The organism is Halovenus rubra, assembly GCF_026586665.1.
Taxonomy (GTDB): Archaea; Halobacteriota; Halobacteria; order Halobacteriales; family Haloarculaceae; genus Halovenus; species Halovenus rubra.
Map to the genome: position 1 here is coordinate 168,669 of NZ_JAODIY010000004.1, position 22,015 is coordinate 190,683.

Sequence of the window (22,015 nt, forward strand, 5' to 3'; positions counted from 1 at the left end):
TATGGCCGTATTTCGGTGTCGAAACGTTATTTTGGCTTCTGCCCGATATTTGAGTAATGGTAGGGTTCGATAGATGAACCGGCGACAGTTTCTCAGCCTCGGCGCAGGTGCTGGTATGGCTGGACTGGCTGGCTGTACTCTCGGAACGGCGACGGACAGCTTGAAAAGTGATGGATTGAATGTAAGACTTGAAGATGTCGTTTCGGGTGTCTCGTTCCCGACTGGGATGGTTTTCTTGCCTAACGGGGACCGACTCATCATCGAACGGACCGGACAGTTGCTCCGGCATACCGATTCAGGTCTCGCGCAGGGATTGTTCCACGACGTAAGTGGTCAGATGGCCGAGGTTGAGGGTGAACGGGGACTAGTCGGCATCGCGCTTCATCCCAACTTCGAGGAGAACAGTCGGTTTTACCTGCGCTACAGTGGCCAGCTTCCGGAGTCGCTGTCCGCTGACGAATACTCTCATGTCGCTGTCCTTGCAGAGTATGAGGCAAACGCTGACAGGACAGGTGTGGTACAAGAGTCCGAGCGGCGGATTCTTACAGTCCCCGAACCGGGCCCCATGCACAACGCCGGTTCGCTCACATTTGGTCCAGAGGGGTATCTCTACGTCGCACTCGGTGACGGTCAACGGACTAGTTTCAATGAGGACGGCAAGTCGTGGTGGTACGACCAGGGACAGGCCGCACAGAACGTCACTGACAATCTCCTCGGCGGCATCCACCGTATCGACGTTGACAATCCCGAAGACGGAAAGGAGTACGGTATCCCGGATGACAACCCACTCGTGGGCAAAGAAGGCCGCGACGAGTACTATGCCTGGGGGTTTCGCAATCCCTACAAAATGTCAATCGACGACGGCCGGGTGTTCGTCGGCGATGTTGGCGAACACACACGTGAGTCGGTCTATCTCGTAGAGAAGGGAGCAAACCATGGCTGGCCCATTGTCGAGGGGTCGTCGTGTGCCCCCTCTACTTCGATAGGACACACGATAGCTGACAATCCGCTTAACGTCTTCAATCCCAAGACGTGGCAGGCACTAACTAACCGGGTTTCGCCAGTCAAGGTGTGTGCAACACCGAAAACGTCGAAGGGGTCGATTCGTGACCCAATTGTCGAGTACCAACGTACCGGTTCCCGTGCAGTCACCGGCGGTTACGTCTACCGCGGCGAAGCGTTACCCGAACTGCAGGGGAAATACGTCTTTGGTGACTACATGGTTCCTGCTCCGCTGTTCGCGGTCGACCCTGCCCATGACGGCAAGAGACCGTATCCGCTCGAAGAACTTACTGTCGAAAATACAGAGAGTGGTCGGCTTAACAGCGCAATCCTCTCGTTTGCTCGCGACCCCAACGACGAAATGTACGTCCTGACGACTGGATTCGAAGAAGGCTCGGGACTCATCAGGCGAATTGCTGCTGCCGAGTGACGCCACTCAGTTACCGCTGTGCTCGGCGAAGACAAATTCGCTTTCGCTCCCAAGCGGGTCACCAACTGTTTTTGTTTGCAGGTTTCCAAATCCGGCGTCTGATAACTGGGTAAGTGTTTGGTCCCGTCCAGGTGCCGAAAAGAACATCTCGCCGCCCATCCAGCCTCGGCGCACTGTCTCGAATCGGCCACCCGGGAGAGTCATCAAAAGCATCCCGCCGGGCTTTAGAACGCGAGCGAACTCTCTGTACACGGTCGGGTGTGACGTCCGTTCCACGTGAAAGACGGCGTGGTACGCAGTGAGTGCGTCAGCACAGCTATCGTCCAACGGCAGCGCACACATATCGGCTTGGACGCGTTTCGCTGATGGCACAGTACTGCCTGCCAACTGAAGCCCCTGGCGAGAAAAGTCGATTCCGAGACTCCCGTCTGGAAGGTTGCTGAGCGTTCGTGCACCGTCGCCACACCCAATATCGACGATTTGGGGGTCTTGTGGGCAATCAGAACGGAGTTCATCAATCAAGTCTGCGTCCGAACCGTCTGGGTCTCGTCGTGTGGCGTAGGTCTGTGAGACATCATCCCACGCCTGTCGAACATCGTCTCGCTCCATATTGGTTCTTTGCGCTCGACTCGCATCAACATTTGCCGAGACTCAGCCCCATCCCGTCGTCGGTACTGGCCCGTAACTGTCTGGCTCACTCGGTCAGCCAAGGCTTGACGAGCTTAGACCCAACGGCGATACCGAATCCTGAAAGAGCACTCCAACCAGCAACCGCCCCAACAAGAAGCAGCGGGCTGTCAAACAGCGTCAACACCGGCCCGCTAAACGCCGCGAGAGCGGTGATTAGTACCATGATGGGAGCAACACCAATAGCAATTGCTGGGGCAACGAGCAACCCATGACGTTTTCCAACCCACAATCCGACCGCAAACGGCGGGAGGGCGTACATCACCAGAATCGCGACTGTCTGGGTCACCACGTTATTAACAATAAGCCCTTCTGCCACGAACAGTATACCAGCGACGACAGAGAACGCGACAGCCATCGCCCCAATCGTGCCCAACGCGGGAATGACACCTCTACTCACGAGATACTCGCGGTCACTCCCGATACCGGGGCCGTACCATTGCTCAAACATTCGCGTCTCCGCTTTTGGCTGAGAGTCACTTTACTCTGCCGTCTTCCCCGTTCGACCGTTTCAACGTTACTCGTGACCGCTGACAGGAACTGTCTCGTAGGGTGCCTCGAGCCAGTCGATGTCGCTCTCTGACAGCGAGATATCGAGTGCTTCGACAGCAGCTTCGAGATGTTCGACGCTTGTCGTGCCAACGATTGGGGCGTCAACCCAGTCTTTGTGCAACAGCCACGACAGCGCTATCTGCGCCATCGTTACGTCCTTTTGGGCGGCAATCTCCTGTACACGCTCGTTTATCTCTCGACCGTTTCCGTCGAAATAGGGATGTTGCTGTGCGTAAGTGTCGGATTGGCCCCGTACTGTCGCATCGAACTCCTCGTGGGGACGTGTGAGATATCCTCGCGCGAGTGGACTCCATGGAATCACGCCGATGTTCTGTTTCTTACAAAGGGGAAGCATCTCGCGTTCTTCTTCCCGGTAGAGAAGGTTGTAGTGATTTTGCATCGTGGCAAACTGCTCCAAGCCAACGCTGTCACTCGTGTGGAGTGCCTCTGCAAACTGGTGGGACCACATCGAACTTGTCCCGATATATCTGGTTTTTCCACGTCTCACTGCGTCGTCAAGTGCCCGTAATGTCTCCTCGATAGGAGTCCCGTCGTCCCAGCGGTGGGTCTGGTACAGATCGACGGTTTCCATGCCAAGCCTGTCGAGGCTTGCCTGGAGTTCTTGCTCGATTGCTTTTCGTGAGAGTCCACCACTGTTGGGGTCGTCCTCGTCCATTTGGAAGAAACCCTTAGTAGCGACGACCATCTGATTGCGGTGGCCGTCTAATGCCTTTCCGAGAACGCGTTCGGATTCACCGTTGGAGTACATATTTGCGGTGTCAAAAAAGTTGATTCCGAGGTCGATTGCTCGGTCAATGATTGGGCGGCTCTCGTCGGGGTCGAGTACCCAGTCCCGCCAGTCTGACGTTCCAAAACTCATACACCCCAGACAGATGCGGCTGACCTCCATTCCTGTCCGGCCAAGTGTTGTATACTCCATAACGCCATGCTGGACCGGTGGGCGTGAAAAAGTTCCCCCGATTGTGTAGCGCGTCATCTACAGACTTTTATTTACAGTCGTCATACTGGCGCGTATGACGGCTCTTTCCTTTGATGAAAACGGTGTCGACGTAGTCTACCAGGGGACGGATTTTCGACTCGAAAAGTCACTTATCGAGGAGGCAATCGAAAAGGAGTATCCCGACGTGACCGACCACGAAGTGTTACAGATAATCGAGGACAACCCATCACTCTCCGGTGAACCGCGACGCGTCGGTGACATTATCAAGTGACCGCAACTTCGAGACCGCTGGGCACCGTCCTCAAAACACGAACGGGACGGAAATAACTTTGAAGACTGGCCCCAAGTAGTACAGCGAGACAGCGAGCAACACTGCGCCGGTCGCACGATTGATAGGGTTGCTGTACCGGGCTAGCGTCGTCGTGACGCGCCGACCAAACGACTCCGACAGCAATGCGAACGCGAGCAACGGCGCGCCGATGCCGAGACCGAAGGCAAGAAAGCCGAGCATGCTCTCGACGTGCGTATCGTAAAGAACCGGTGTTCGGGCGAAAAACAGCGAGATAGTTGCCGGGTTACAGGGAATAATGATTGCACCAAAAAAGAAACCGTAGCTGAACGCCGAAGCGCTGGGGTAGCGCGACTGTGGCGGTTCAAATGCTGGGAGCCGAGAGAATCCTTTCGGGTCGATCAAGAGGACCGCTCCAACGACAGCTAAAACCCCAAACGCGATGGGAGACAGGTCTTCGACGACGGTATTTATTGACTCTTCGAGGACGACAGTGAACACGATACCAATAGTCGCCATAAACGCAAGGACTCCGATAACAACCAAACTTCCGAGAACAGCGACCGACCGTCCGCCATCGTCGTCGCCAGTACTTGCCAGATACGCGATAAACGCCGGATACAGCGGAATGACACAGGAGGCCGTTAATGGCGTTGCAATCCCAAGAAGAAAATGTTCGACAAGCCCCGAGAGTGTCATTGACAGGAAGTTGCTGTGTCCTCGATTTTGCCTGCCGACACGCCCTTGTCTAACGTCTTTGTCGTTCCGTCGGGACAGACAACGATGACTGGGGACTGTGGAGCGATGGCAACCCGCTGGCCGTAGTTGTCGACGAGGTCGCTCGTCATCTGGTTGGGTGCGACCGCGAACCGCCAGCCAAACTCGTTGTCATTGGCGTGTTCACGGAGGTCAGCAGGGTTGTCGTTCTCGTCGATAGTGATATCGATGAACGTAACATCGTCCCCACTGTTCTCGTAGGCGTTTGCGAGCGTGTCCTGCTGTCGCTTGCACGTTGAACACCACGTCGCGAACGTATGGAGGACAACCGGCTGCTCGATATCCGCGATAGTGAACTCCTCGCCTGAGCGCACGTCTTCCAGCGCAACCGCCTGCCAACTTTCATCTGAGTTGGCAGTTGCGTCACCGTCACTCGCGCCCGTCTCGCCACTATCTGTTCCACCGTCAGAGTCGCCGCCAACACAGCCTGCAAGTGCTAGACTGCCGGCGACGCCAACCAGCATTTGACGACGCGTTCGCTGTTGTACCATATCTGATAGCTATGACTACATTCGTAAATTCATTATTCGAGTGTGTACAGCTGATACACAAGCGGTACGACTGAGACGTTTTGAGCGCCGTCAGGTTCTGCTAAAGCCCACAACCCGTGACGTTTTAATCGGAGACGCACACAGCAATGGGTATGACGACAGCAGGGGGTATCGTCGGTGAGTTCTTTGACCTGAAACGCGAGACGGACGCGGACTTGCTGGCGATGCAATGTGGCGACTTCTATGAATTCTTCGACGACGATGCTGAGACCGTCGCAAATGAGCTCGACTTGAAAGTTTCACAGAAATCTTCGCATGGCTCTTCCTATGCGATGGCTGGGGTCCCTGTCGATGACCTCACGCCGTATCTGACCGCACTCGTTGAGCGCGGCTATCGGGTTGCAGTCGCCGACCAGTACGAAACTGAGAACGGCCACGCGCGAGAAATCACTCGAGTCGTGACACCGGGAACTCTCATCGAGACGGGTGATGCAGACGCGCAGTATCTCGGTGCAGTTGTCTACGATGATGACGAGTTCGGCGTTGCCTTTGCCGACGTGACGACTGGACAGTTCCACGTCACTGAATGTGTAGACGAGAGTGCAACCGACGAACTGCTGACAGAACTGTACAGATTCGACCCGGTAGAACTACTCCCCGGGCCGACGCTTCGGAACAAAGACGAGTTACTGGGAACGCTCCGCGAGCGAACCAGTGCAACGCTTACGCTCCATGCGACTGACGCCTTTGCCCCAGGCCGGGCACGCCATCAGGTCCGCGAACAGTTCGGGGATGAGACGCTCGAAAGTGTTGGGGTTGCCGAGAGTGACCTCGCAGTCCAGGCTGCCGGTGCTGTCCTGTCGTATGTCGATGAAAGCGGTGCTGGTGTCCTTGCTTCGATGACACGATTACAGAGCCACGGCTCCACCGACCACGTCGAACTCGATGCAACGACACAGCGAAATCTCGAACTGACAGAGACGATGCAGGGCGACCGAAGTGGGAGCCTACTCGATACTATCGACCACACGGTGACCAGCGCCGGACGGCGGCTACTCGCAGAGTGGTTGCGACGCCCCCGACAGTCCCGAGGTGAACTACTGCACCGACAGTCTGCGGTAGCGGCCCTTACAGAAGCTGTCATGGCACGCGAGCGGATACAAGAAGAGTTAGATGGGAGTTACGACCTCGAACGTCTTGCGTCACGGGCTGCTTCCGGAAGCGCGAATGCACGTGACCTGCGCGCTGCTGCGGAGACGCTTTCTGTGCTCCCTGCGTTGGTTCACATTGTCGAGGAGACAGACCGTCTCGCTGAGTCGGAACTGGCCACTGCACTTGACCGGCCCGACCAGCCGGCAGCTGATACACTTGCGACTAAGCTTGATGAAGCTATCGTCGACGACCCGCCAGGAACTATCTCACAGGGTGGTCTCATCCGGACAGGATACGACGATGAACTCGACGAAATCGTCGAGCAACACGAGGAAGCGCTGACGTGGATTGAGACGTTGGCTGACCGCGAAAAACAGAAACACAACATCACACACCTCTCGGTTGACCGAAATAAGACTGACGGCTACTACATTCAGGTCGGCAACAGCGAGGCCGACCAAGTCCCCGATGCCTACGAGCAAATCAAGTCACTGAAAAATAGCGAGCGGTTCACAATTCCGGAACTTGAGGAACACGAGCGCGACATTCTCCGGCTGGAAGAACAGCGTCACGACCTCGAACGCGACATCTTCGAGGACCTCCGAGCACAGGTCGCACGTGCAGCCGAGACGTTGCAGGCTGTCGGTCGTGCCCTCGCCAAGATAGACGTGTTTGTGAGTCTGGCGACACACGCTGTCCGGAACGACTGGACCCGACCGGAACTGCACGATGACAACCGACTTGATATCGAAAGCGGCCGTCACCCAGTTGTTGAACAGACAACGGAATTCGTCCCCAACGACCTCCGGCTAGATGATGACCGTCGCTTTCTGGTTGTCACTGGCCCGAACATGAGCGGCAAATCAACGTACATGCGTCAGGCTGCTCTCATCACGCTTCTCGCACAGGTTGGCAGCTTTGTCCCGGCACGTCAAGCAGCAATCGGGCTCGTTGACGGTATTTACACCCGGGTTGGCGCGCTTGACGAGCTCGCACAGGGTCGCTCAACGTTCATGGTCGAGATGCAGGAGCTTTCGAATATTCTTCACTCTGCGACCGAAGACTCGCTTGTCATTCTCGATGAAGTTGGCCGCGGAACAGCAACCTATGACGGCATCTCGATTGCTTGGGCGGCAACCGAATACCTACACAATATGGTCCGGGCAAAAACACTATTTGCAACACATTACCACGAGCTTACATCGCTCTCCGAGCATCTCGGCCACGTCGAGAACGTCCACGTGGCAGTCGACGGCGAGCCACGTTCGTCGTCTACAGGCGCACCTCACGAATCTGACGGCGATGTAACTTTCCTCCGGACAGTTAGAGACGGCCCGACAGACCGAAGTTACGGAGTTCACGTCGCCGACCTCGCTGGCGTGCCCGAACCTGTCGTCGACCGGTCTCGGGAAGTGCTTGAACGCCTCCGTGAGGAGAAAGCTATCGAGGCTAAGGGTGGCGACACAGACTCAGTCCAGACAGTGTTCGACCTCGGCTCTGGGCAGTTCAAAACAGAGTCTTCAACCGACCAGTCTGTCTCGAAAGAGAGTGACGATATTATATCTGACAATAACGAAGAAACAGCCCCGAGAGCGGAGACACGGAGCAACGTTGAACAGGACGTTCTGGATGCGGTCTTGGATTTAGATGTCACACAAACACCACCTGTGGAAGTCATCCAGCAGGTCCAACAGTGGCAAAATGAGCTTGAACAGTCATAGCTCTGCTGACCAGAGACTGTAACGATAGAGCGCCACTGACCGATGAAAACGGTTGTATCCCGTCAGGAAGAGACGGGTCCGTCGCTGTCACTCGGCTTGTCGCCTTGCTCCGTTGCAGTCAACTCGTAGGCGTGTTCGCTGAATTGGTCTTCTTCGAAGACGAACACACGACCGTCGATCATCGCGTCGTCGATATCAATTTTGTACGTGAGGTTGTCCCGCGTCGCTTCGACTCCTGCAAACAGCGACCTGCGCTCTTCGTTGTCGAGCAGTATTCGCCCTACTCCTGAGGACTCAAGAATATCAGATTCGGTGGCCCGCTCGTCGACGTACACCAGAATCCCGCTTGTCTCGGTGTCGTCGGTTACGAGGACGTGTACGTCTTTTCCGGGCTTGGTTCCGTGTGGCGGTGTTGCTTGCTCTGGAACGCCATGATAGAACACCTCTCGTCCGTCAAGATATTCGACGGCGATACCGCCCTCAGTTAGCCGAACCGAGAGCGTATCCGGTGGCACGTCCGAAAATGATGTCATGACCCTCAGTAACGTCGTCCGAAATAAAACGGCGTCCCTTCGGTCCTACTCACTCCCAGAGAGTTCGTCTTCGGTCGGATAGAGGCTGTGCCCGACGAGCCAGTACACGATGCCAGCGCCGAACAATCCAGCAAGGAGTGGCATGGCCTTGGGGAGCGACGGGTAATGCTGAAGACTGCTGATTGTGAGTGCAAATCCAGAAATGAGTGCGGCACCGACGCCGACAGCATACTGTTGTCGCCTGAGTGCAACCGACTGCGGGGTTGCATCTGGCTGTGAGGGGTCGTCTTCAGCTGATTTTTCGGCCTCCATGGAGTCACCTGTCTCGGTATTTTCACTCCCATTCTCACTCAAAGCGGGGTCACTGGACTCCTCGGTGGCTGTCATTGTCCGCGGTACGGAATCGTGTCAGAAATACATTTCGTCAGCCAGTCGTCACCTCGTCTCCGTGTGGTTGGGCCGGGTCTCGTACGGAATCGGGTCCCGCTCGCCAACGTGCTGGAACGCTTCCAACCGATACGTACAGGCGTCACAGGTGCCACATGCGGGTTCGTCGCTACGATAGCAACTCCACGTATATTCATAGGGGACAGCAAGCTCACGGCCATGTCGGACGATGTCCGTTTTTGACCACTCCGCAAACGGTGCGGTAATTTCAATCTCGGTGTCAGGTCGGGTTCCGCTATCGACGACAGATTGGAACGTCTCAAAAAACGCTGGGCGACAGTCGGGATACCCCGAAAAATCTTCGGAGTGTGCACCAATAAACACAGCAGCACAGTCGGTCGCTTCTGCGTAGGAAACGGCCATCGACAGCAGGTTTGCGTTCCGAAACGGAACGTATGACGCGGGAATCTCGTCGCTTTCGGTGTCTGCGTCGGCCACAGCCATTTCGTCGTCAGTGAGACTTGATGTCCCGATTGCAGCAAGGTGTCCCGTCTCGGCATGATGCAGTTGTGCATCAACGACCTCAGCGAGTTTCTTTGCACAGGCGAGTTCTTTGGTTTCAGTGTTTTGCCCGTAGGAAGTGTGTAAGAATACGGGCTCGTACCCCTGCTCTATCGCCTCGTAGACGGCGGTCGCACTATCCATCCCGCCCGAAACAAGCACCACTGCCCGCTCGTCGGCTGTCATCGCGTTTTGATATCGTCCTTGTCTTCGATAATCTGGGTTTCAGCTTCACCGCTCGACACCTCATTGGCGAGGTCGTAGAACTCATTTTGGAGACCAGCCGGGAATTCGAGTACCCCAACCCACGAACCGTCTGCCTGCCACTCTTCTTTTTCGAGGTCGCCAAACTCGCGGATTTTGGCCTGACCGCTGCCGGCATAGTCCGGTGGGAGTTGCGTAGCAACAGTAACCGTTTCGAATCGGATAGGGATGACTGGCCGTAGTTCGTCGAGTGCTTCATCAACCTGACTCTCGACGCGCTCCATCGGGTCGATACGGAAGTCGGTTTCTTCGAGTGCTGATTCGATACGTTCTGGCGGGTGTGGCGCGTTGTCCATCTGGGGGTTAACCGCGTTTCTGGCAATCTGATTGATGAGGGCTTTCCGTTTTTGCTCTTGCATCTCCCGGCGCTGTTCGGCCGTAATCTGTATCTCGCCTTGTTTGATTACCTCCGGGATAATGTCGAGTGGCTCGGTCGTTTCGAACACGTCTTCGAGCGCCTTCTCTGGTGGCCTGTCGCCACTGGAGGCATCTTCGAACACGTCTTCGGCTGCGATGACGTCTTCGAGTTCGTCCTCAAACTCGTCACGCTTGATCTCTAGCGCAGCGTCCGGATCAATCAGTACCTCGAATCGCTCACCGTGTGATTCAAGTCGTGCAGTGACTGCTTCGTCGAGTGATATCATACCCTGTTGTTCTTGTGGGCAGTTTAAATGTGTTTGTGCCTACTTTCGGCCATTGTTTGTGATTTCATTGCAGAGACTGTTCGGTCAGTGTTCGTTCCGTGTTTTCAGTCCATAGAAAATACTGCCGCTACGAGTGTGTTGTATACAATTCGGGAGAGAGGAGCGGGCGTTACTCCTCGTCGTCTTCGTCTGCTTCGTCCGCTTCGTCGTCGCTCGCAAGGAGATCAAACGTTTCGAGATACTCCAATTTCTCGTCTTCAGAGAGCGTGTGGAACGACTCCGTCTCCGTATCGATGGTTGCCATGCCGATGCCTTCCGGCGTCAGCCCGTCATCATTGACGGAAGCAAGCCCTTCGAGTGCAAGCTCAATGCCGCCATCGAGGTCGGCGTCTTCGTCGTAGTGCTCTTCGAGGTACTCTCGGATATCGCCGCGGTCAGACCCGACAGCGAGGGCCTTCCACTCGTACGGCGTCCCGGATGGGTCAGTCTCGTAGAGCTTTGGCTCACCGTCTGCAATGCCGGCAATGATAAGCGCGACACCGAACGGGCGTGCGCCACCAACTTGCGTGTACTGCTGGATGTAGTCCGTGACTTCCTTCGTCAGCGTTTCAACGGCGATTGGCTCGCCGTAGCGAAGCTCGTTAATCTGCGTGCGTCGCCGGGCGAAGTCGATAAGCTGGCGTGCATCAGCCACATGACCGGCGCTGGCGATGCCGATATGATCGTCTGCCTTGTGTATTTTCTCGACGCTGTCACGCTCCATCAGTGGGGAGCGGATGCGTTTGTCGACTGCCAGCACGACACCGTCCGTCGTTCGTACGCCGATACTTGCTGTGCCGCGCTTGACCGCTTCTCGCGCGTACTCGACCTGATAGAGGCGGCCGTCCGGGGAGAAGATGGTAATCCCTCGGTCGTACGCCTGCTGTTGATTTTGTCCCTGCATAGTTGCCTAGTTATCGGTGTCGAGGGTCGTCGCACCCGTCGGGTTGTCGGTCCCGATATCGACCCGTCCATTCCGGACGAGTGCGGGCCGTTCTGTCCCGTCGAACACGACGTGTCTCTGGTCGGGTTCTATCGGTCCCCGACGCATATACTTTTCCTCACAGGCTCGAACTGTCCCGCTTGTCCCGACTACTCTGAGACCAACTTCCATCCCCGCAACTTCGTCGAGACAGGCCAGTACCGCCCGAGCGTCCTCGACTTCGCCGCGTCGGACTCGGACGAGTGCTTCGCCGTTGTTTCCGACGAACTCGAAACGGAGGACTGACAGGTCCAGCTTCGCACTTCCGGTATCGCCGAGCACGTTCTGTGCGCTGTACCAGAGTGCTCGCTGGAACGGCTCGCGTGTCACCTCCTCGTCGGCCCAGGTTTCCAGCGCGACCGCGAGATACCGCCATCGCGGTTGGAGATGTTTTGGAAGGTGTTTCATCAGCGGTCGCCGTCATCACTAGGAAGCGACTCTGCAACGAGGACACCGACTTGTTCGTGTACTCGCTCGACAGCAGTGAGTACATATCCGGCATCGGTAAAGGCGTCGGCAAGCACACCGACGGTTGCTGGGTCGTCGACTTCCGGTGAGTAGAAAGGCTCGTCTGGATTCGGCTCGCCGAAGAACATCACGTCACCGAGTACAATACGACGGGGTTCAAGACCCGCAATTACGTTGATTGCCTCGCGCTTTTGACCGTCCGTGAGGTGATGCATCGCGAAATTCGAGGTGACAATATCGGTATTTTCGGGTGCGTTTGGCTCCCGGAAGCGACCGTCTCCGAAGGCCACGTTCTCGACACCACGGTCGGCGGCTTTCTCCCGCCCCTCTTCGAGCATCCCGTCACTGATATCGCGACCAACAACTTCGCCTGCATCCTCGGCAAGTGCCAGCGCAATCGCTCCAGTGCCTGTCCCGAGATCAAGTACTGTGTCGTCGTTTCTGGGTCGTGCGTGGCTTACTACCAGCGAGACAGTGGCCTTGTACTCCTCGTTTTTGCTCGAATCGTACTCTGGTGCTTTTTCATCGAACCGCTCAGCGTGCTCTTTGAGCGACTGTTTCATGCCTGGGCGTTGTTGCTCCACTGCTATCAACGATACGACTGCTTACCGGACACAGCACACTGACGGTATTGCACAGTTTCACACCATCGCAACTATTGCCGGTTTTCTGGGGACATTTTATATACAGATAGCAAGTAGTGAGTACTGTTGACAATGGAAGCACGCGACCTTTCGGCAGGTGGGATTATGATATCGGGGTTCGTACTCGTCGTGCTCCAACTGTTTCAGGGGGTCCAACAGTTAGAGGGATTCGACGGAACTGACCTTTATATCGTGTTTATATTCGAAACGATACCGTTCGTCCTTGTTGGTCTGGCGCTTATGTACATTGGCTCATGGCTCCTGACACAGGCCGATCTCGACGACGAGATAGAACGTGTCGTTGCGTGGGCCGTTGGGAGCAGTATCCTCTTTTCGTCGATCGCTGCGTTGTTAATCTTTAGTCTGGAGGTTACCCTCTCCAGCGCTGCAAATGTGCTCGAACAGGCTCCGTTCATCGTGGTTAATCTTCTCACAGTTGGGGCACTGGCAGGGACACTGGTTGGCATCTACGATGCTCGCCGCCGAATCCATCAGCGCGAACTCGAACACGAGCGTGACCGAGTCGAACAGTTTGCGAACAAAGCCGCAGACATCAACAACTATGGCCGAGAACTTAACCGGAGTGACTCAGTTGAAGAGGTAAGCTCGCTTTGCCTCCAGGCAACGGAAACATTCCTGGGTCTCACGAACCTCGCATTCGCCGTCATGGATACCGAAGAGACGGTACTTGTTGACGATACGACCGTTGGTGTCCCCGAGTCGGTTCTGTTCGATCTAGCAACTGACTCACTGGAGCAACAGCCGGCGACAGCCGTTTCTCATGACCTCCCTGCTGGCAACGAGCGTCGTTCTGATGGTGCACTGACGCTGCTCATCACCAATACCGACGATGAAACAATCGTTTTGATTGCACTTGATGACGATTCTGTGTCTATCAGCGAAGAGAACCTCAAACTGCTCGAAATGCTCGTTGCACACGCTGGGACTGCAGTGGACCGGCTGTATGAAAAAAAGCTTCAGGCCGAAGAAACTGAGTCTTGAGGCCGTGGTCAGAGCTGGTCGGAATCGAGCAACAACGCTTCACAGAGCGCGTCGACACCTGATTGGTCTCGAATCCGCCGCTGTCGCTGTGCGCCACTTTCGGTTTCGATGAGTGTCCACAGACTGTCTACTCCCAACCGGTCTACCTCTCGTTCGACGAGCTGGTCAACCGGAACAGAGTCTTCGATGTTGCGGTCAAGCAGTTCAGCATCTCGCCCGTGACGAAGTGCACGCCACTTGTTTTCGTCGAGAAGTTCGCGTCGGTGGCCAAACTCTTCTCCGCCGTCCTCGTAGCGCTCGGCCAAATCAACAACGAGTTCGTACGTGTATTCCACGAATGCAGATACTCGTCTGGGGTCGTGTTGCCCGTCCGGAACACGTACCTCGACACTGCCGTGTCCAGAATGTGGGCGCACGTCATACCAGAGTTCGCCCCGGTCCTCAATGGCCCCTCGTTCGAGCATGGTCTTTTCGAAGGAATCAAACGCCTCGTAGGAGTCAAACGTGGTTGGAACGCCAGTGTTTGGTAATCCCTCAAAAATACGGGCTCGCGCCGACTGAAGCCCCGTATCGAAGCCGTTCCAGTACGGTGAGTTTGCCGAGAGCGCGAGCATAAGCCCGAGGTGCCAGCGAATCTCGTTAGCGACCCAAACAGCTTTGTCTGCGTCGTCGACGCCAACGTGAATATGCAACCCTGCGGTTGTATTCCGGTGTTGTGGATACTGAATACGTTCGAGTTGTGACCGATAACGTGATTTCTCGGCATGTTCCAGTTCGCGCCAGCGGGCGAGTGGGTGTAACCCTGCACCTGCTATCCCGTATCCGTGTTCGCTCGCGTGTTCGACAAGCGCTTCACGCACTGCTCGCAGACTCTCGTCTGCTTCGCTCACATCCTCAAGTCGGGGGGTTTGTGTCTCGATAACACTCTTAAACAGTTCGTGGTCGAGACGGTCCGCCAGTATCTCAGGCGGGTCGCTTCCGTAGACTAAGTCGTCTGTCCCGGCAGTCGGTCGGCCAGCCTGGTCGACGACGAAGAACTCTTCTTCGACGCCGAGAGTCCCCATCCGACTGAAGTTGTCGGCATCACCACGTTCCATCTGCTCGCGGGTTGGATTCCGCGACGCTAAAATATTCCCCTTGGTACCAGGTATGTGCCGATGAGACACGACCGCCGCGCGTATGCTTTACTCGTCGAGTTGGCTAGTTTCCGTATCGACTCGTCGAACACCAGGCTGGACGAATGAGTCTGACTGTCGTGCCCTGTTCCGGTCGACGAGACGCCCCCATTCGGTCAGTCCCGCCCGAACGTCGTCCGATGACAAGCCAACTGCAGAGCCAACAGCCTCCAACTCCTGTGGAGCACGAAGTTGCAGGTGAGTGGTCGGGTCTGCACTGACGACGTAGGGAACGTCGTAGTAGTCGACGATTTCACGGAGTTTCTGCAGATCACTGAGTGTCTGGACACGAGTCCCGCCAGCGTCTCGGAGGACTCCTCGAAGATTGAACTCGATACTGACATCATTGTCGACCGCTTCGTTCGCCAGCACGTGGTTGAAATCGCCATCACCGGCCATAGGGTGAGCGAGTACGTCCACAGCGGACTGCTCGACAGCAAATCGGTTCATCTTGGGAGTCCCTCCGTGAACCACAACGAGCGTGGTCTGCTCCCGGTGAGAGCCGAGATATCCACTCGCTTCACTGGGGTCTGTTGCACGAATCTCGACAGCCGGGACAACGTCAATATCGTACGTTTTGGCAACCACTTCAGGGTCGTAGGATGCGGGGGAACCGCCGTGGTTGCGGACGACGAGACCATCGAAGCCGTACTCACTGGCTGTGAGTGCGTGCCTGGCGACGGTGCTTTCGCCATCCGGATAGGCGTGGACTGCCTCGTACATGGGTTTTAACTGGTCTGTTGCTGTCTCACTCATCGAGCGTGGCGAGGGTCTCTTTGACGTTTTCGAGGGCGTGTGCCTTCTTCGCTGGGTACGCCTCGACTTTCGCCCGGAACGTAATACCGTCGCCGCGTTCGATATCGCCGCTGAACGCGGCCTGTTTTGACAGGCTCAGGAAAAATTCGGTGTTCTCGGTCACTCGCTCATCAAGTTCGTCTTGCACCTGTGCGAACTCCTCGTCGGGGAGGTCTCCAAGCGCTCCAAGGACGGTGCGCATTTCGTCAGCGTTCTCGACGCGGGCCGAGAGGACGAGAATACGGTCACCGTGGTGTCCCTCGGACTCCGCACGCTGTATCTCGAACTCCTCGGGGAGAAAGGACCGGAGTGCGTCTTCGACCCGCTCGTCATCCTCCGTTCCGTAACAGAACGTCCGGAGGTCGATGTAGTGAAACGGGACCGAAGACATTCTGAGTTACTCCTCGTCCGCGTCGTCGTCGGTCTTTTCTTCGTCCGCGGCTTCGAGCGAATCGGCGGGAACGCCGTGTTCTTTTCCGTCCTCGAAGCTAATCGAGTAGTTTTCGTCGCCGAACATCGTCTCGGAAACCTGCGTGATTTCGCCGGCTTCGCCGTCGTAGTCGCTATGCTTGTCGTTGAGCACAACTGCGTCGCCTTTCTCGAAGCTCATATCACCGAGTTGCCCGTGCCGGGATAAAAATTGCCTGACTTGGAGTTGCCTGCGTTACCAGCAGCTCATAGGGGTCGGTCTTCTCTTCATTGAGGCGAATCAGCCGCAGACCTGTGCTGTGTACTGACCGGCATGAAACGTATCACAGAGAAGAATTCCTTTGTCGGTGTGCGAGACACGATGCGAATAGTCCGACCTTCGTCGTCACCGTGTTCGAACATACAGTTTGATTAACTTTCGTCTCAGGAATGGGAGGTATGACAGCAGATGACGGTAGCACCCTCGGCAAGTCTGAAAATGAAGTAACACCAACCTAAGACAGTCATATGAAGCCATCACCCGATGGCATCCCACATAAAGGTAGCTCCGAGATCTGGCTGGACCGCTTCGTCCGGTATTTCGGGTTCGGGCGGCTTGCGACGTTTCTCACCTTTTCTCCCCCACTGTCGTACTTGTATGCCCTCGTTTAGAATCCCGACGAGGACGAGGAAAATCCCTCTCTCCCACCGTCGTATTTGTATGCCATTGTAACCATGCTTGGATGGACGGTCATCTCTACTGGAGCCGAAATCTTCATCTTCGACAACACACCCATCTACGTGCTGAACCCGTACTTCCTGCTGCAGCCGATCATTGGCGTCTGGCTCACAACGATAGCGACCGTCGCGTTCGCTGTCCTGTTACTTCACCGGTTTTTGCACCGAGAAAAGCGAGAAGCACTGCGAAACCTCGAAGATGAGTTACATAACTATATCGAGAACCCGTGGGAAGTACGGAACTACTCGATACAGGACGGTGCCACTGAAGAAGTCAAAGACCTCCGCCAGCGGATCAACCAGGTCAGTTCGACACGGGAGTATCCGGCAACGTTCAGCATCTGGACCCAACTCCTCCTCTCCGTTGTCATTCCGAAAGTCCTGCAGCTGTTCCTGGCCAGTACGTAGCTCAACTGGTGGTTTTAAAATATATTATTGTTGTCATTATCGGGTATGAAGCGGTGTATCGACTCCCAGTCCGTTACGTGAGTCTCGGTGCCCGCCGAGTGGCCAGCGGCGAAATTACGAATGTCGATTCGATTTCCGGGGACTCGCCCCGGACAGACCGGTTAAACCGCCCGGAAAACCCAGCCACACCTTGTCTGAGTTCGCTGACACTGTGCGAAAGATATAATGGCCAGAATTATGACTATTCCATATGTCAATGATACTCCCCAATAGGCTCTCGTTGCTCGTTCGCATGAGCTTCGCGTTGGTGGTCTCCGGTGTGGTTGCTGTAATTGTAGCAGGCACTGTCGGACTTTTTGTTGGTTTTGCAGTCGTCCTCGGCGGTGCTATCCTCAACATCTTCACTCTGGGTCTATTTTTACCTGACCAACTGGTTGGTCTCTGGCCCCCTTCGATAGGCCAGTATCTGGTTGCCAGTCTCGCACTCGGTACGGTGCTTACCCCTCTTTTCTTTCGTGACCATGTCAGGGACGAAATCCGGGCGTTCGAAGCGGAACTGGGGTGTGCCGGCCAGCTAGCAACGGAACAAGACCCAAAAATCGATTCGTTGACCCAGCGGCTGGCAAAGCAGGCGAATAGTCCCACACCTTCCGTTCGTATCGTCGACCGCAGTCGGCCGGAATCTTACGCTGTTGCCAACACCGAGAACGGAACCATCGTTATCACTCGCGGTCTCATTCAACAACTCGACGATAACGAAATCGAGGCGGTGCTCGCCCACGAGGTGAGCCATCTCGCCAACAATGACACACGCATTCTGCGGTGGCTGCTCGTCCCGATGCTTCTCGCCGAACACGTCGCCAGCGGAAAGCAACCGACACTCGCCTCCGAGAGTGTTGTTCACGCTCCAACGACCGGTGCTGGGGCAGAGGTCAGTGGAACACCTCTCATGTCGTATCTCATCGAACTTATCCTCTCAAAGGCTATTTATGCCGTCTCTCGGGTTCAGTTATACCTCTCACAGTTCAGTGTCGCATTTCTTTCACGGCGGCGAGAGATTGCCGCCGATACGGGGGCAGCGCGACTCACCGGGTCACCCGCCGCGCTTGCGAGTGCTCTGCGGAAACTCGACGGCGCTCGTCATCGACCGAGCGAGGACAAACGAGAGTTTATGCGGACAGCGGGAGCGCTCGATATTCTTCCAGTCGAGGACAACCAGCAGATGAAGGGGCTGTTCCAGACACATCCCCACACGGCAGACCGTATCTCGCGGCTCGAATCGCTGGCGGCTGAACTCGAACGCAAAGAGTAACCTATCCTGTCCGGAACGAGAAATCAAGCGACGGGGCAGAATGGGTGAGCGACCCCATCGAGATGACATCCACGCCAGTTGCCGCGTAGTCGGGCACGTCCGCGATGGTAATTCCGCCACTGGCCTCCGCGAGTGTGTCTTCGGGAAGCAACTCGACGCCGCGCTCGACTTCGGCAGGCGAAAGGTTATCGAACAGAACAATATCAGCGCCCGCTTCAGCCGCGAACCGCCCGTCTTCTGGCTGTTCGACTTCAACCTCGACTTTCGTGGCAAAAGAGACTCGCTCACGGAAGTGCTCGACAGCGTGTTCGAGACCCATCTCCTCGACATGATTGTCTTTGACCATTACCATATGCGAGAGGTCCAGGCGGTGACTGTCCCCGCCGCCGGCGACGACCGCACGTTTCTCGATACCGCGCAGTCCCGGAGTCGTCTTCCGTGTCCCAGCAATTTCGACGCTTTCGGAGACCTCACGGGCGGCGTTGACCGCCTCATGTGTCTGCGTTGCGATGCCCGAGGCGTGTCCTGTGATGTTCACAGCGACACGTTCAGCACGGAGCACGTCCTTGGCTTTCCCCTCGACGCGAAGTACTGTCTCGCCGGCTTCGATGCGGTCACCGTCCGAGACTGTTGTCTCAACGTCGACACCGAGGTACTCAAAGACCGCTGTTGTGGCGTTGAGTCCTGCGACGATGCCGTCTGTCTTCGTCACAAGGCGGCCTGTCGTCTCGCCGGGGACCTCGTTTGTTACGTCGTGGTGACCGAGGTCTTCCCGTAGCCACGCCTCAATCTGGCGCTGTGTTACCGGCATCGTTAGGATTCTGGTGTCGACTCGACAGGTGCTTGCTCTTGGCTATCGTTCTCGTCGGTAAGATAATGGCAGCCAACGGACGACTCGTTTTCCACGGCCGCTCGCGAAACCAGCAGCGAGACGACTGAGGCCGAGCGGAGTTCATACAGTGACCGCGAGGTCCGTGTCCGAACATACGCATCAACCTCTCCTTTGAGTCGTCGCAGGATTCCCTGTGCGCGTTTGAGGCCGCCTGTCGAGCGCTCGATGCCAACTTGCTCGTCCATAACTCGTTGAAGCCGGTTGAACTTTTGTCTCGCGAAGTTCGACGGGAGGTCGGGGTCTCGCTCAAGTAACTCCGGCGGCTCGATTCTAGCAACACTCGACCCAACCGCATCTTCGCCGGCACGAAGGCCCCAGACGAGTCCCTCCAGCAGGGAAGTGCTTGCAAGACGGTTTGCGCCGTGGACACCCGTACAGGCACATTCGCCCACAGCATAGAGGTCCGTAAGAGTCGTCTGTCCTCGGTCGTCGACGTCGATACCGCCACAAAGGAAGTGCTGGGCCGGCGATACGGGGATGCCCGATGTCCACTCGATACCGTGTTCCTCGCATTTGACGGCGAGTTCCGGGAAGTGGCCGACGAAATCGAACGGTGAGACGTCGAGGTACACCTCGCCAGTTTTCTCGCGCTCGGCTTTGACCGCGCGAGCGACGACATCACGGGGTGCAAGCTCGGCGTCATCGTGATATTCAGGCATGAACCGCCTGTCGTTCCCGTTCCGGAGGAGCCCTCCCTCTCCGCGAACGGCCTCGCTGATGAGGAATGTTCCATCTTCCGTTGTACAGGCTGTCGGATGAAACTGAACGTACTCCATGTTCGAAACATCCGCTCCGGCAAGTGCAGCCATCGCAATCCCGTCACCTGTTGCGCCGTCGGGGTTCGTCGAAGTTGGGTACAGCGCGCCGATTCCGCCTGTTGCTAGAATTGTCGACCCAGCAAAGGTCGGTTCCCAGTCACCGTCGCGTTCGAGCGTCGCCCCGTACACTTGTCCTTCGTGTCGGAGCAATTCGAGAGCGGCGGTATCTTCTAGAATCTCGACACCCGTCTCCTCGGCAACGTAATTTAAGAAGGGGACGTGAATGTGCTTACCAGTTTCTGCGTTAATATGCAGGATACGCGGCTCCTCGTGTGCCGCTTCTTGAGTGTAATCGAACGCTTCGCCGTCGGTGTCGAACTCGATACCGATTGTCTCGACCAGAACGTCTCGGACGGCCTCCGTCGCGTTTTCGACGAGGACATCGACAGCGTCCTCGTCCGCTGTTGCACTCGATGCTTCGACAATATCTTGTTTGAACTGGTCGGGGTTATCCCGGGCAACGGCGATGCCACCCTGTGCCCACCAGGTTGAGGCTTCTTCGGGGCGCTGTGCTTTCGTTGCGAGCGTTACGTCTGCCCCTGCCCGGTCGGCAGCGAATGCGGCAGCAAGGCCGGCAATGCCGGAACCCAGCACGAGTATTTCAGTCTCTCGTTCGCGAATACTGTTCTGGTCGGTTGGGTTCTCGTGTTTGTCCATGCTAGATCTCCAGCATCCGGTCGAGTGCTACTTGTGCTAGTTCTTTCTCCTCGGGTGCGACCTCAATGACGTTACGCTCGCGGCCCTCGACGAGTTCTTCGAGCACCCATGTCATGTAGTTAGGGTCAATCTGGCGCATCGCGTTGCAGTCCATACAAGCGTCGCCACACAGCGGCAGGACGTTCACTTCGGGATGCCACCGCGAAAGGTGGTTCGTCAGGTGAATTTCCGTCCCGATGGCCCACGTCTCGTCGGGGTCGGCGTTCTCGACAGTTTCACAGATTGTCGAGGTGCTCCCAACTACGTCGGCGGCTTCGACGACTTCGCGTCGACACTCAGGGTGGACGACGACGTTTGCGTCTGGATGTTCCTCCCGGATATCCTCAATGTGGCTCACGCGGAATCGCTCGTGGACTTGGCAGTATCCTTCCCAGAGGATGATGTCGTTTTCGACAGCTTCGGCCGCATCACTCTCTGGGTCCCATGGATCCCACTCTGCGGTCTCATCTTCCATCCCGAGGCGGTGTGCGGTGTTCTCCCCGAGATGCTTGTCAGGGAGGAATAGAACCTTGTCACCACGCTCGAATGCGTATTCGAACGCGCGATGTGCGTTCGAGGAGGTACAGACCAGCCCACCCTGCTCGGCACAGAACGCCTTCAGGTCGGCATAGGAGTTCATGTAGGTGATTGGGATGATATTCTCGTCAGTCTTTGATGTGAGCTCGGCCCACGCTGTATCAACCTGCAGTGCTTCGGCCATTCCCGCCATCGGACATGACGCCTCCATGCTCGGAAGGATGACTGTCTGGTCGTCGTCCGTGATGATGTCGGCGGACTCGGCCATGAACGTGACCCCGCCAAATATGACGTAGTCGGCATCGGCGTCGGCGGCGGCTTGGCTCAACTGGTAGGAGTCGCCGATAAAATCAGCGTGTTCGACGATTTCTCGGCGCTGATAGTTGTGGCCAAGGATGACCACCTCCTCACCTAGTTCGTCCAATGCCGCCTTGATGCGTTGGCGGCGTTGATTCTCTTCGAGTTCCCGATACGCTGGCGGGAGTTGCTCTAGGTTGTCGTACTTGAACAGACTCAGATCCGTCTCGAACGCGGCAGTTTCCATTTCTGGCACAGATGCTCACCCAGTAGTAATTAGAGTCTATGGTCTCTCCTTTTGAAAAGATTTTGTATTCAATACGGTAGACTGGTAACTCAAACTGTTTCTATGC

Annotated in this window: 25 protein-coding genes; 6 read left to right on the forward strand and 19 right to left on the reverse strand. The window is 56.3% G+C overall.

Going from position 1 to position 22,015, the window contains the following annotated elements; translation table 11 throughout:
- The first annotated feature begins 73 nt into the window (after positions 1 to 73).
- Positions 74 to 1,432 (forward strand): PQQ-dependent sugar dehydrogenase, encoded by a 1,359-nt coding sequence (locus tag N5098_RS03125; RefSeq protein ID WP_267636239.1) that lies wholly within the window; start codon positions 74 to 76, stop codon positions 1,430 to 1,432.
- A gap of 6 nt (positions 1,433 to 1,438) precedes the next feature.
- Here N5098_RS03125 and N5098_RS03130 read toward each other — a convergent pair whose 3' ends face one another.
- The 3 genes from N5098_RS03130 to N5098_RS03140 form a co-directional block, all read right to left on the reverse strand.
- On the reverse strand, positions 1,439 to 2,041 hold the full coding sequence (locus N5098_RS03130) for a class I SAM-dependent methyltransferase (RefSeq protein ID WP_267636240.1): 603 nt from the start codon (positions 2,039 to 2,041) through the stop codon (positions 1,439 to 1,441).
- An 85-nt stretch (positions 2,042 to 2,126) separates the two neighbouring features.
- Positions 2,127 to 2,570 (reverse strand): hypothetical protein, encoded by a 444-nt coding sequence (locus N5098_RS03135; RefSeq protein WP_267636241.1) that lies wholly within the window; start codon positions 2,568 to 2,570, stop codon positions 2,127 to 2,129.
- Between the two features lie 66 nt (positions 2,571 to 2,636).
- Entirely contained in the window at positions 2,637 to 3,611 is a 975-nt protein-coding gene (locus N5098_RS03140; RefSeq protein ID WP_267636242.1) for an aldo/keto reductase, read from the reverse strand.
- A gap of 94 nt (positions 3,612 to 3,705) precedes the next feature.
- Here N5098_RS03140 and N5098_RS03145 point away from each other — a divergent pair, with 94 nt between their 5' ends.
- Positions 3,706 to 3,903: a DUF5800 family protein gene (locus N5098_RS03145; RefSeq protein ID WP_267636243.1), complete on the forward strand. Its 198-nt coding sequence runs from the start codon at positions 3,706 to 3,708 to the stop codon at positions 3,901 to 3,903.
- A 30-nt stretch (positions 3,904 to 3,933) separates the two neighbouring features.
- Here N5098_RS03145 and N5098_RS03150 read toward each other — a convergent pair whose 3' ends face one another.
- Positions 3,934 to 4,620: a cytochrome c biogenesis protein CcdA gene (locus N5098_RS03150; RefSeq protein ID WP_267636244.1), complete on the reverse strand. Its 687-nt coding sequence runs from the start codon at positions 4,618 to 4,620 to the stop codon at positions 3,934 to 3,936.
- Complete coding sequence (locus N5098_RS03155; protein ID WP_267636245.1) at positions 4,617 to 5,189, reverse strand: TlpA family protein disulfide reductase; 573 nt, start codon at positions 5,187 to 5,189, stop codon at positions 4,617 to 4,619. The genes N5098_RS03150 and N5098_RS03155 overlap by 4 nt, the downstream gene beginning before the upstream one ends.
- A 152-nt stretch (positions 5,190 to 5,341) precedes the next feature.
- Between N5098_RS03155 and mutS the strand changes: the two genes are divergently transcribed.
- Positions 5,342 to 8,062 carry a DNA mismatch repair protein MutS gene (mutS, locus tag N5098_RS03160; RefSeq protein ID WP_267636246.1) on the forward strand — a complete coding sequence of 907 codons (2,721 nt, stop codon included), beginning with the start codon at positions 5,342 to 5,344 and terminating at the stop codon, positions 8,060 to 8,062.
- A gap of 62 nt (positions 8,063 to 8,124) precedes the next feature.
- Here mutS and N5098_RS03165 read toward each other — a convergent pair whose 3' ends face one another.
- The 7 genes from N5098_RS03165 to N5098_RS03195 all read right to left on the reverse strand — a co-directional run bounded on the left by N5098_RS03165 (position 8,125) and on the right by N5098_RS03195 (position 12,503).
- Positions 8,125 to 8,595 (reverse strand): DUF5796 family protein, encoded by a 471-nt coding sequence (locus N5098_RS03165; protein ID WP_267636247.1) that lies wholly within the window; start codon positions 8,593 to 8,595, stop codon positions 8,125 to 8,127.
- Positions 8,596 to 8,640: 45 nt separating this feature from the next.
- The gene (locus N5098_RS03170) at positions 8,641 to 8,982 is read right to left on the reverse strand and encodes a hypothetical protein (RefSeq protein ID WP_267636248.1); all 342 of its coding nucleotides are present in this window, start codon (positions 8,980 to 8,982) and stop codon (positions 8,641 to 8,643) included.
- A 48-nt stretch (positions 8,983 to 9,030) separates the two neighbouring features.
- Positions 9,031 to 9,729, reverse strand: coding sequence for a 7-cyano-7-deazaguanine synthase QueC (gene queC / locus N5098_RS03175; protein ID WP_267636249.1), 699 nt, complete (start codon positions 9,727 to 9,729; stop codon positions 9,031 to 9,033).
- Entirely contained in the window at positions 9,726 to 10,451 is a 726-nt protein-coding gene (locus tag N5098_RS03180) for a ribosome assembly factor SBDS (RefSeq protein WP_267636250.1), read from the reverse strand. The genes queC and N5098_RS03180 overlap by 4 nt, the downstream gene beginning before the upstream one ends.
- 169 nt (positions 10,452 to 10,620) lie before the next feature.
- Positions 10,621 to 11,394 (reverse strand): archaeal proteasome endopeptidase complex subunit alpha, encoded by a 774-nt coding sequence (psmA, locus tag N5098_RS03185; protein WP_267636251.1) that lies wholly within the window; start codon positions 11,392 to 11,394, stop codon positions 10,621 to 10,623.
- A gap of 6 nt (positions 11,395 to 11,400) precedes the next feature.
- Complete coding sequence (locus tag N5098_RS03190; protein ID WP_267636252.1) at positions 11,401 to 11,880, reverse strand: Rpp14/Pop5 family protein; 480 nt, start codon at positions 11,878 to 11,880, stop codon at positions 11,401 to 11,403.
- Positions 11,880 to 12,503 (reverse strand): class I SAM-dependent methyltransferase, encoded by a 624-nt coding sequence (locus N5098_RS03195; protein WP_267636253.1) that lies wholly within the window; start codon positions 12,501 to 12,503, stop codon positions 11,880 to 11,882. The genes N5098_RS03190 and N5098_RS03195 overlap by 1 nt, the downstream gene beginning before the upstream one ends.
- 153 nt (positions 12,504 to 12,656) lie before the next feature.
- Here N5098_RS03195 and N5098_RS03200 point away from each other — a divergent pair, with 153 nt between their 5' ends.
- Complete coding sequence (locus tag N5098_RS03200) at positions 12,657 to 13,586, forward strand: hypothetical protein (protein WP_267636254.1); 930 nt, start codon at positions 12,657 to 12,659, stop codon at positions 13,584 to 13,586.
- A gap of 8 nt (positions 13,587 to 13,594) precedes the next feature.
- Here the strand turns inward: N5098_RS03200 and N5098_RS03205 are convergent, their stop codons facing one another.
- The 4 genes from N5098_RS03205 to N5098_RS03220 form a co-directional block, all read right to left on the reverse strand.
- Positions 13,595 to 14,683, reverse strand: coding sequence for a glutamate--cysteine ligase (locus N5098_RS03205; protein WP_267636255.1), 1,089 nt, complete (start codon positions 14,681 to 14,683; stop codon positions 13,595 to 13,597).
- Positions 14,684 to 14,770: 87 nt separating this feature from the next.
- Positions 14,771 to 15,484 (reverse strand): RNase P subunit p30 family protein, encoded by a 714-nt coding sequence (locus tag N5098_RS03210; protein WP_267636519.1) that lies wholly within the window; start codon positions 15,482 to 15,484, stop codon positions 14,771 to 14,773.
- Positions 15,485 to 15,509: 25 nt separating this feature from the next.
- Positions 15,510 to 15,947 carry an RNA-binding protein gene (locus N5098_RS03215; RefSeq protein ID WP_267636256.1) on the reverse strand — a complete coding sequence of 146 codons (438 nt, stop codon included), beginning with the start codon at positions 15,945 to 15,947 and terminating at the stop codon, positions 15,510 to 15,512.
- A gap of 6 nt (positions 15,948 to 15,953) precedes the next feature.
- On the reverse strand, positions 15,954 to 16,166 hold the full coding sequence (locus tag N5098_RS03220) for a DUF1918 domain-containing protein (RefSeq protein WP_267636257.1): 213 nt from the start codon (positions 16,164 to 16,166) through the stop codon (positions 15,954 to 15,956).
- 533 nt (positions 16,167 to 16,699) lie between these two features.
- On the opposite strand from N5098_RS03220, the gene N5098_RS03225 reads away from it, so the two are divergent.
- Complete coding sequence (locus N5098_RS03225; protein WP_267636258.1) at positions 16,700 to 17,110, forward strand: hypothetical protein; 411 nt, start codon at positions 16,700 to 16,702, stop codon at positions 17,108 to 17,110.
- Between the two features lie 250 nt (positions 17,111 to 17,360).
- Complete coding sequence (locus N5098_RS03230) at positions 17,361 to 18,422, forward strand: M48 family metallopeptidase (protein WP_267636259.1); 1,062 nt, start codon at positions 17,361 to 17,363, stop codon at positions 18,420 to 18,422.
- Position 18,423: 1 nt separating this feature from the next.
- Here N5098_RS03230 and nadC read toward each other — a convergent pair whose 3' ends face one another.
- Genes nadC through nadA form a run of 3 tightly spaced genes read right to left on the reverse strand, consistent with a single transcriptional unit; the run spans position 18,424 to position 21,909 of the window.
- A complete protein-coding gene (gene nadC, locus N5098_RS03235) occupies positions 18,424 to 19,233 on the reverse strand; it encodes a carboxylating nicotinate-nucleotide diphosphorylase (RefSeq protein WP_267636260.1) in 810 nt (269 codons plus the stop codon).
- Between the two features lie 2 nt (positions 19,234 to 19,235).
- Positions 19,236 to 20,789, reverse strand: a complete 1,554-nt coding sequence (locus N5098_RS03240) for an L-aspartate oxidase (RefSeq protein ID WP_267636261.1) — start codon at positions 20,787 to 20,789, stop codon at positions 19,236 to 19,238.
- Position 20,790: 1 nt separating this feature from the next.
- Positions 20,791 to 21,909 carry a quinolinate synthase NadA gene (nadA, locus tag N5098_RS03245; protein WP_267636520.1) on the reverse strand — a complete coding sequence of 373 codons (1,119 nt, stop codon included), beginning with the start codon at positions 21,907 to 21,909 and terminating at the stop codon, positions 20,791 to 20,793.
- Positions 21,910 to 22,015 lie beyond the last annotated feature (106 nt).

Bases quoted from the DNA above. Each gene is read 5' to 3' on its own strand.
- N5098_RS03125 (WP_267636239.1), top strand. From the start codon at position 74: ATGAACCGGCGACAGTTTCTCAGCCTCGGCGCAGGTGCTGGTATGGCT.
- N5098_RS03130 (WP_267636240.1), bottom strand. From the start codon at position 2,041: ATGGAGCGAGACGATGTTCGACAGGCGTGGGATGATGTCTCACAGACC.
- N5098_RS03135 (WP_267636241.1), bottom strand. From the start codon at position 2,570: ATGTTTGAGCAATGGTACGGCCCCGGTATCGGGAGTGACCGCGAGTAT.
- N5098_RS03140 (WP_267636242.1), bottom strand. From the start codon at position 3,611: ATGGAGTATACAACACTTGGCCGGACAGGAATGGAGGTCAGCCGCATC.
- N5098_RS03145 (WP_267636243.1), top strand. From the start codon at position 3,706: ATGACGGCTCTTTCCTTTGATGAAAACGGTGTCGACGTAGTCTACCAG.
- N5098_RS03150 (WP_267636244.1), bottom strand. From the start codon at position 4,620: ATGACACTCTCGGGGCTTGTCGAACATTTTCTTCTTGGGATTGCAACG.
- N5098_RS03155 (WP_267636245.1), bottom strand. From the start codon at position 5,189: ATGGTACAACAGCGAACGCGTCGTCAAATGCTGGTTGGCGTCGCCGGC.
- mutS (WP_267636246.1), top strand. From the start codon at position 5,342: ATGACGACAGCAGGGGGTATCGTCGGTGAGTTCTTTGACCTGAAACGC.
- N5098_RS03165 (WP_267636247.1), bottom strand. From the start codon at position 8,595: ATGACATCATTTTCGGACGTGCCACCGGATACGCTCTCGGTTCGGCTA.
- N5098_RS03170 (WP_267636248.1), bottom strand. From the start codon at position 8,982: ATGACAGCCACCGAGGAGTCCAGTGACCCCGCTTTGAGTGAGAATGGG.
- queC (WP_267636249.1), bottom strand. From the start codon at position 9,729: ATGACAGCCGACGAGCGGGCAGTGGTGCTTGTTTCGGGCGGGATGGAT.
- N5098_RS03180 (WP_267636250.1), bottom strand. From the start codon at position 10,451: ATGATATCACTCGACGAAGCAGTCACTGCACGACTTGAATCACACGGT.
- psmA (WP_267636251.1), bottom strand. From the start codon at position 11,394: ATGCAGGGACAAAATCAACAGCAGGCGTACGACCGAGGGATTACCATC.
- N5098_RS03190 (WP_267636252.1), bottom strand. From the start codon at position 11,880: ATGAAACACCTTCCAAAACATCTCCAACCGCGATGGCGGTATCTCGCG.
- N5098_RS03195 (WP_267636253.1), bottom strand. From the start codon at position 12,503: ATGAAACAGTCGCTCAAAGAGCACGCTGAGCGGTTCGATGAAAAAGCA.
- N5098_RS03200 (WP_267636254.1), top strand. From the start codon at position 12,657: ATGGAAGCACGCGACCTTTCGGCAGGTGGGATTATGATATCGGGGTTC.
- N5098_RS03205 (WP_267636255.1), bottom strand. From the start codon at position 14,683: ATGGAACGTGGTGATGCCGACAACTTCAGTCGGATGGGGACTCTCGGC.
- N5098_RS03210 (WP_267636519.1), bottom strand. From the start codon at position 15,484: ATGTACGAGGCAGTCCACGCCTATCCGGATGGCGAAAGCACCGTCGCC.
- N5098_RS03215 (WP_267636256.1), bottom strand. From the start codon at position 15,947: ATGTCTTCGGTCCCGTTTCACTACATCGACCTCCGGACGTTCTGTTAC.
- N5098_RS03220 (WP_267636257.1), bottom strand. From the start codon at position 16,166: ATGAGCTTCGAGAAAGGCGACGCAGTTGTGCTCAACGACAAGCATAGC.
- N5098_RS03225 (WP_267636258.1), top strand. From the start codon at position 16,700: ATGCTTGGATGGACGGTCATCTCTACTGGAGCCGAAATCTTCATCTTC.
- N5098_RS03230 (WP_267636259.1), top strand. From the start codon at position 17,361: ATGTCAATGATACTCCCCAATAGGCTCTCGTTGCTCGTTCGCATGAGC.
- nadC (WP_267636260.1), bottom strand. From the start codon at position 19,233: ATGCCGGTAACACAGCGCCAGATTGAGGCGTGGCTACGGGAAGACCTC.
- N5098_RS03240 (WP_267636261.1), bottom strand. From the start codon at position 20,789: ATGGACAAACACGAGAACCCAACCGACCAGAACAGTATTCGCGAACGA.
- nadA (WP_267636520.1), bottom strand. From the start codon at position 21,909: ATGGAAACTGCCGCGTTCGAGACGGATCTGAGTCTGTTCAAGTACGAC.